The organism is Schaalia turicensis ACS-279-V-Col4, from assembly GCF_000296505.1.
Classification (GTDB): domain Bacteria; phylum Actinomycetota; class Actinomycetes; order Actinomycetales; family Actinomycetaceae; genus Pauljensenia; species Pauljensenia turicensis_A.
This window is the reverse complement of record NZ_JH815209.1, coordinates 458,289-465,946: the sequence shown is the minus strand read 5'-3', so window position 1 is coordinate 465,946 and position 7,658 is coordinate 458,289. Positions and strand designations below refer to the sequence as shown.

6 protein-coding genes and 1 pseudogene are annotated in these 7,658 nt (G+C 51.0%); all 7 read right to left on the bottom strand.

The features are described from left to right. Positions 1-312, bottom strand: a pseudogene (locus HMPREF9241_RS09405) (cell wall-binding protein); the annotation flags it as partial. A gap of 217 nt (positions 313-529) precedes the next feature. Further along, a complete protein-coding gene (locus tag HMPREF9241_RS05800; protein ID WP_006681352.1) occupies positions 530-1,675 on the bottom strand; it encodes an acyltransferase family protein in 1,146 nt (381 codons plus the stop codon). A gap of 31 nt (positions 1,676-1,706) precedes the next feature. Beyond that, positions 1,707-3,470, bottom strand: a complete 1,764-nt coding sequence (locus tag HMPREF9241_RS05795) for a hypothetical protein (RefSeq protein ID WP_006681351.1) — start codon at positions 3,468-3,470, stop codon at positions 1,707-1,709. Positions 3,471-3,576: 106 nt separating this feature from the next. Further along, positions 3,577-3,948, bottom strand: coding sequence for a DUF2304 domain-containing protein (locus tag HMPREF9241_RS05790; RefSeq protein WP_006681350.1), 372 nt, complete (start codon positions 3,946-3,948; stop codon positions 3,577-3,579). A gap of 26 nt (positions 3,949-3,974) precedes the next feature. Then, positions 3,975-4,697, bottom strand: coding sequence for a glycosyltransferase family 2 protein (locus HMPREF9241_RS05785; RefSeq protein WP_006681349.1), 723 nt, complete (start codon positions 4,695-4,697; stop codon positions 3,975-3,977). A 51-nt stretch (positions 4,698-4,748) separates the two neighbouring features. Beyond that, a complete protein-coding gene (locus tag HMPREF9241_RS05780; RefSeq protein ID WP_006681348.1) occupies positions 4,749-6,134 on the bottom strand; it encodes a hypothetical protein in 1,386 nt (461 codons plus the stop codon). Positions 6,135-6,150: 16 nt separating this feature from the next. Further along, positions 6,151-7,566: a sugar nucleotide-binding protein gene (locus HMPREF9241_RS05775; protein ID WP_006681347.1), complete on the bottom strand. Its 1,416-nt coding sequence runs from the start codon at positions 7,564-7,566 to the stop codon at positions 6,151-6,153. Positions 7,567-7,658 lie beyond the last annotated feature (92 nt).

Genomic DNA, 7,658 nt, shown 5'->3' with positions numbered 1-7,658 from the left:
CTGGGTGAAGTGGTACCAGGTGTTGTTGACGAGGGTCCAGCCGGTGGCCATTGCTCCGGAAGAGTCGAGGTAGTACCACGTGTTTCCATTGTGGAGCCACCCAGTTTGCATGGCGCCACTGGTGGCAAAGTAATACCATTTGCCACCGATGGACTGCCAGCCAGTAGTCATCGCGTTCGAGGAACTGAAGTAGTACCACGAAGAATTGATCTGCTTCCATCCAAGGACGGCTCGACCTTCTGAGTCAGCCCAATACCAAGAACCGCGATCTTGGAACCAGCCCTGCAGAATGTGTCCCGAACGGGTGAACACCCAACTATTGTCCTGGAGTGACCATCCGTCCTGGGAGGCTGGAGTTGGTGCAGCGCTGGAAGAAAGTGCCATTGAAGGTAGCAGTGTCAGCGCGAAGCACAGTGACGCAACAGAGCGAATGCGATGAGATCCCATAAGGCGAGTCTAATGATCTGAGTACCCTTTTGGAATCTCAGCTGTGGTTTCGAGCTAGATTCCCGGTGAGGGAAAGCAGATTCTAACGTACAACAGAGCTGTCTTCGGTTGTGTGTTCACTCGCTGGCACCGGAGAAATAGAAGAAGTCTTCTTTAGGCCACCCCATGGTGATTTTCCACGTGCCCACCGCATCGCAGCACGTTCGACTCCAAACCAGCTGAGAGTCGCCAGTGTCATCGTGATAAGTGCAGCGACAATCAAGAATGGAATGAATCCGAGTTTGTCTAGGTGAAGAGTGATCAGGAACTGAATGATGGGGAAGTGGAATACGTAGATCCCGTACGAAATATCATGTGTTTTCACCCAACGTGGTGATGGCACGATCGTACCTAGGTAGAGAACGAAGTATGCCATGAGTGGAGAGGCGAGTTGCTTACCGAAGTCTGGCAGGGCATAGATGATGCCAACTGAAGCGATAGCAGCGATCAGTGCATAGCGACCACGCATTGGAAGAGTGTCTTTCAGCTGGAAAATCAGCGCACCGCCCAAGAAATAGGGAAGCATGAAAATGAGTAGTCCCAAATCGTAGTTGCTATCGATGTAGGGATTGAGGCGTCCAATACCAGCGTGGGCCAACACTGAAACTGCGAATAGAACGGCAGTTGGCCAGACATGCTTGCGCATAAATGCCCAGGACATGAATACGCCGATGATGATGTAGCACCAGAATTCATATGAGAGCGTCCACAGCGACCCATTCCACGCCGTAAGCGGATGATCTGACAGGGTTGTACCGATGTGGTAGTAGCTGACCTTCAGCAGGATATTGCTATAGACGTAGTCAAGTGGGGTAGGGGAAGAACCAAAATATCCGTCAATAGTGCCCTTTTCAATCACGTGGGCAATAGGAGCGAGCACGAAAGCGACGAATGCTAGTGCTACAAGGAATGCAGGATAGATGCGGGCGACGCGGTTAATCAGATATTTTCCCGCATCGCTTCGGACTCGGGCTCCGGTAATGAGGTAACCCGAAATTCCAAAGAATCCAACAACTGCCCAGCTTCCGAGGTGTTGTCCTAGAACAACGACACCATCACCTGTAGCGGTGAGAATCTGCGCGTGGGAGAAGACGACGAGTAGAGCGAAGAGCAAACGTAGAAAATTCAGCGAGTTATCTCGAGAACTGAGATCTTTTTGGACGAAGGTCTTTCGTAGCTTATCAAGCATGGATTCCTCAAGAGCTAAAGACAAGACTGAATCAGTTGTCGAGGGTGATGAGCTTGACGCGATCCGATAGACCACAGTAGTCAATCTGTTCGCGCGTAGTTTTGTAGCCCTCAGTGGACGTAATAACAGTCGCTTCTTTATCCCAAGCGCGTAGGAGCGGGCAGAGCATTCCGTAGTAGTCGCCGTGCCATTCGCGGTATGCGTGAATACGCACATCATAACTGGTAGGCGCTGAGAATTGAATAAGGTACCGATTTCGATCACCATCGAATGCGAGGTTGGACGCGTGACGAATGAACACGACAGGAGCGCCCTGGTTTTCGTCAAAAACTTCAACCAATTGGTCGTACAGTTTCTTTTCCTCAGGGGTCGGCATTTTGTGGTCTTTATCGGTGGGCATTGTTGCGTAGCGAGGCAGCGTGGGGAAGAGAGTCCCACCCCGACCGAAATGTTCAAATGGGAGAAGAGAGCCTACGCCCATGATGACTACCGACAGGGCAAAGAAGGCGGCTTGAACACAACGCCCTCGCCACCATGCGTAGGAGCGTCGGTCAGATGCTGATCGAGGGGTAAACGCTTGGCGGAGCGCTTCAATCGTCATGATGGTTGCAAATGTGATCGTTGAGATCCACATCATCTTCAGGGGATAGTAGCCCCAGCGAGAATCGCCAGATTCTCGCAGTAAGAGGAGGAAGAAGATCGCGAGCCAACTGCCAACTGCAAAGGCGCCAAGTCCCATTGCCTCGGGCGAGCGATGCCGGGGAAGGGCAGCAGCGAAAACGAAGAGCAGGAGAAGCAGAAGAATGCTGGCAATTGTAAGGTGGTCGCTTATCTCACCAGCAAAATAGCCGGGACCAGCAGAGAGGTAATCACCGTCGACGCGGAGTGCTGGGAGTGACCAAGCGAAGAAGAATACTGCAACGCAGAGCCAAGTCAGTGCGATCCACATCAACTCTCGTGACGTTGGGCGATGTGCGGGAAGATTATGCAGACAACGTACAAGTGCCATTAGTAGCAACAGGCCGGGCATCAGGGAAGCCGGAGACCACGTAGCAAGAGTGGCGACCAGTAGCACAGGAAGCCAGATGAGTGCTTGGGCAGGACGGAGGGTCCGATAGGTAATCCACGAAAGGATCAAGATCAAATAGATAACTGGGATGTTGAGGTAGCCATCAAATTCAACCGCGCCAAAAATATTACGAGTAAAGGGGACCCATCCGATAACAAACACGGCAGCTGTACGTAGAGGCCATGGAGCGTGTGACAACAACGCCCACGTCAACCAGCCGGTAAACATACTGGCGAGACAACATACAACGAGACCCGCAACGATATTGCCATACAACATCGTCAGAAGTGGGCTGAAGGAAGTACCTGGCCCATAGAAAATTGAGGTGATAACCGCAGTAAGGAAGACAGGTTTGACCTCATCGCCGGAGCCTAGTCCGCCGTTCTGGTGGATTGTCAGCGCTTCGATGGTATTCATCACCATATCGTTACGCGTGAACTGAACCGGAACGCCACCGTCATAGTACGAGAGCAAATAGACGACTGAAGCGACACCGACAAGAGAGGGAAGAAGAATTGCGAGTGCGGTGAAGAAAGACCGACGATTCAGTGTCTGGTAGTTCCGATAGATGACGGCACCAATAAGGACAAGCGCAACGATGATGGCTGTCCAGAATACCAAGGCGATGCCAGTCTTTACGACCATTCCGAATAGAGCAACTGCGATCAAAGAAAACAGAAAAAGTGCCGTGGCACGCACGGAGTCTCTTAGGAACTGCACATTCATGTTTTGAGCGTACCTGACTGATCTAGAGTTCTTGATAGCGGAAAGATTGGTGCTCGTCACGTTGCCAGTGAGGTCTTAGCTCTCCGAGATAACACGTTGAGTGACTTTAGTGATCTGATTGCTTTCCAGCTTGCTGGGATTTAATGATGTCGAGCTCGTAGTTGAGGATTGCGATTTCTTCAGTGAGCTTTCGTCGTTCTTCGCTGGCATGGGAAAGATCAACACTCATTCGGAGCGTAAGAAGCATAAAAACGACCGCGCCGGTTACTAGAGCGAGGTTCAAAGGAACCTGAACTCCCAAGAGATGAGCAACAAAGCTCAGTGCCTGCGGGAACAAGGAAACGATCAATACCCCGATTGCAATGACGAACCACCACGTCGCGTAGCGTTCCTTCATTCCAGCATTGCGCATCTTGATGAAGATTGCGTAAAAGATGACGAGCGCGAAAAGGATGCCGAGCCAGTATGTTGATGTCATTTCTGATCTCCAGTTTCTCTCACTCGTCAGCCAACAGAGGGGCGTGTCAAGGCAACGGACAGTGCAATGAACGCGCGAATCAGGAATCGAGCAGCTTTAAGAGGATTATGTGAGGGTTCTCCTCCAGCACGGGGACGCATTTCTACGGGGACCTGCCGAATCGATAAACCGTGACGTTTTGCGATGACAAGTGCTTCGATTGTGTCACCCAGGTACTCAGCCGGATAGTTCCGTGCAAACAAAGCGATAGCTTTTCGGTTGCTTAGTTTGAAGCCCGACGTTGTGTCAGTCAATTTTGTTTCGCATACTCTCGAAAGGATTGTGGAGAGAACTTTCATTGCCCAATGACGGGGGCCTCGAACGGTGTAGTCGCCTTTTCCTGCGAAGCGTGCGCCGATCACAACATCGGCATCCGTTTTCTTCGCGGATGCCAAGAGATTCGAGATCTCCTTGGGGTCGTGTTGCCCGTCTGCATCGAGCTGAACAGCATAGTCGTAGTTGTTGCGTTGAGCATAGGAATAACCTGTCCTCATCGCTCCTCCGACACCGAGGTTGATTGGCAGATCAAGAACTATCGCGCCGTGTTCTTTGGCAATTGCTGCTGTGCGATCGCCGGAGCCGTCAGAGACAACAGCTATATCAGCCATCGAGCCGACTTCGCTACGAAGTTCTTCAAGCACAGGTCCGATGACTGCTTCTTCGTTCCATGCCGGAACGATGACCAAGATTCGTGATTTTGCTTCAGCCATTATCTGTTACTTTCTGTTCATCGGTGTCGAGTGCATAGTGGATGTATCGACCTAGACAATACTGTTTGCAATCAGAGCAAACGCGAGTGCAAACACGGCGAATACTGCCACTAGAACCGAAGAACTCTTGGACTTTACTGTCACGGGTAGACCTATCGCAAGAGCCGGTAGAAGAGCGGCACCATATCGCGGAGCAAGGTCAAACCCGACACCCATTGTGAGGTTCAGGTAGATGTAGAACGCGGGGGCTACGAAGATTGAGGCCAACAATAGGGCAAGCGCGAATGATTGGTTAAGTACTTCAGTGTTAACAGCGAAGAGAGCTGCTCCAACGAGACCTGAAACTAGAAGCAAGGAAGATAACGTTGTGAAAGCATAAGGGAGCCCGACTGCGCTGAGTAAGCCTCCATTGAGTGATACAGGGCCCATGTAAAGGTAGGTAAGGAAATTATCTAGTTGCTCGACCGCAAAAGTCGGCGAGAAGGGAACATGGGCATCGATTGAATAATCTTCTCTGATGTGGATTGCAGTGAGGCTCCTGTAATGCTGGTAAGCAAATTGAGCGACAAGGCCCAAAAGTAGGGCCAATAATGCAAGAAGAATTGGTCGCTTGAGTGAAGAACGTTCCTCTTTAACGCGTATGAAATAGATGAGGATAAACAGCAGTGCTGCACCCGTTGCAAAGAGCATCTGGAACTTAATCAGACCAAAAAAAATCGAAGCAACGATGAGGGGAATCGAAGTCCATTCTTTGCGGACCATTTTCAGCGTAGATAAGAAGATGAATGAACCTGCGAGCAAACTGAACGAGTCAGGGGTGACATAGAAGTTCGCCCACCTGATCGCGGGACTTGCAAGCATAAGGGCGGTCACTGATGCCGTGATAAGGCGTGAACCGCCGAGGTATCGTGCAAGGCGCCATGTCGCAGTTAATCCCAGCCCGAGCCATAGAGTACCGGTGAACTTGGCTAACAAATACATCTGCTTGCCGGGGGCGAGGAAGAGAAGAATCTTCGTCAAGAAAGCAGTGATAAAGAAATAGAGAGGTGAGTGAACTGAAGCGGTTGAATAGCCTTTAAAGGGATAATCTTCAGAGGGCGCATTGGTGTCACCACAGGCAGGACCTTGCGGGCCGTAAATCTCGATGCCTACGCATGTAATGAGCGAACGCGCGTATTCGTCCGTTTCAGAGTATTGACGAGTAACTTCGCCGTGCATTGCTTTATCAACAGCGTCGATATATACGTACTCGTCTTGCGGGGAGATCGCACTATGCTCCGAAATATAGCGATAACCGACGAGCGCTGAGAGCGCCGTAAAGATAAGAGCCAAAAGAATAGTTCGTACCCACAGTGGCGCCTCAGAAGCATCCCGATACAGTTTCATGTTCATGATGGTGCGAGTGCCTTCGCTTGGTTTGGTATCCAGGGCGGTCATAACGGGTAAGTTGCTCTCAGCTGAGAGTCTTTGTAAGAACCTGCATCGAGTTTCGTGGTGTGAAGCCTGTCTGTTCAAGCTTCGTCAAATCAAGCGTCGAGTTGAGAGGACGGGGAGCAATCTGTTCTTTTCCTGCGTAATACTCAACGGTTGTTACGGGGGTAACGTCGTCTGGCGAACGACCGACTAATTCGAAAACTCTTTTCGCGATGTCACACCATGAGACAACGGGACCTTCGCCAGAAAGATTGTATGTTCCGTATTCGGCGTTAGTTGACAGAAGGTGAATAATTCCACCTGCTAGGTCGGTAGTAAAAGTAAGACGCCCTTTTTGGTCGTTGACAACGGTGGGATTAACACCTTCATCAGCAAGACCCTTCATCGTCTTAATGAAGTTCTTTCCATCGCCAACAACCCAGCTGGTCCGAACCAAGTAGTGCTGGGCAGTGGTGACAATTGCTGCATCGCCACCAGCTTTCGACTGACCATACACGCTTAGAGGGCTTGGATTCTCGGTCTCTGTGTGAAACTCCGCTGAACCATCGAAAGTGTATTCGGAAGAAATATGCACCACCGTCAAGTGGTGTTTGCTTGCGATTCGAGAGAGATTCGCAGGCCCAAGAGCGTTGGCCCGCCAAGCAAGCGGGCGCCCTTCAGGTGTTTCTGCTCCGTCGACGTCTGTCCAAGCTGCTGCATTGATAATGATGTCGTATCGCGACCAGTCGACCGTGTCCATGGTGACATCGTCAGCAATATCAAATTGTGGTAGATCGACACCTGTCACGCTGTAGCCAGCTTCGGGGAGCTGCTTGAGGAGTTCGCGTCCAAGCTGACCATTTGCTCCGGTTACCAAAACACGTCGCGTATCCGGGGAGGGGAAAGGGATAACATCTGCGAGTTTGGGATGAGCCTTGTCCTTATCGGACAGAATCGCGTCCTCCAACGGAATTGGCCAATCAATTGCGACAGTTTCATCGTTGAGGTTCAAGAAGGTGTATTTTGCGTCGGCAGACCAATGGTCATTCACCAGATAGGTGTATGCAGTATTTGGCTCCAAAGTCTGGTATGAATTGCCCACGCCACGGGGAACGAACACTGCAACCGAGGGGTCAATTTCAGTCGTGTAAACCGTTCCGAACGAAGGACCTTCGCGCAGATCTACCCACGCGCCGAAGACTCGGCCGGTTGCGACCGAAACAAACTTGTCCCACGGCTCAGCGTGAATACCGCGTGTTACGCCAACTTCATCGTTGAAAGAAATGTTGTTCTGCACGGGGCCAAAGTCAGGTAACCCAAGAGCAAGCATCTTCTCTCGTTGCCAGTTTTCTTTAAACCAGCCACGGTTGTCTCCATGCACGGTGAGATCAATGCGCAGGAAGCCGGGAATAGGGGTTTCCTCAATGCCAAGAGCTTTTCCTGTCGCTGTCGTCATCGTGAATCGTGCTCCTACATCCATGGCTGGCGCTGAGTGGAAACTAGTACTGGAACGAGTTTAGGTGATAGTGGGCTGTTTATCGCTGAAGC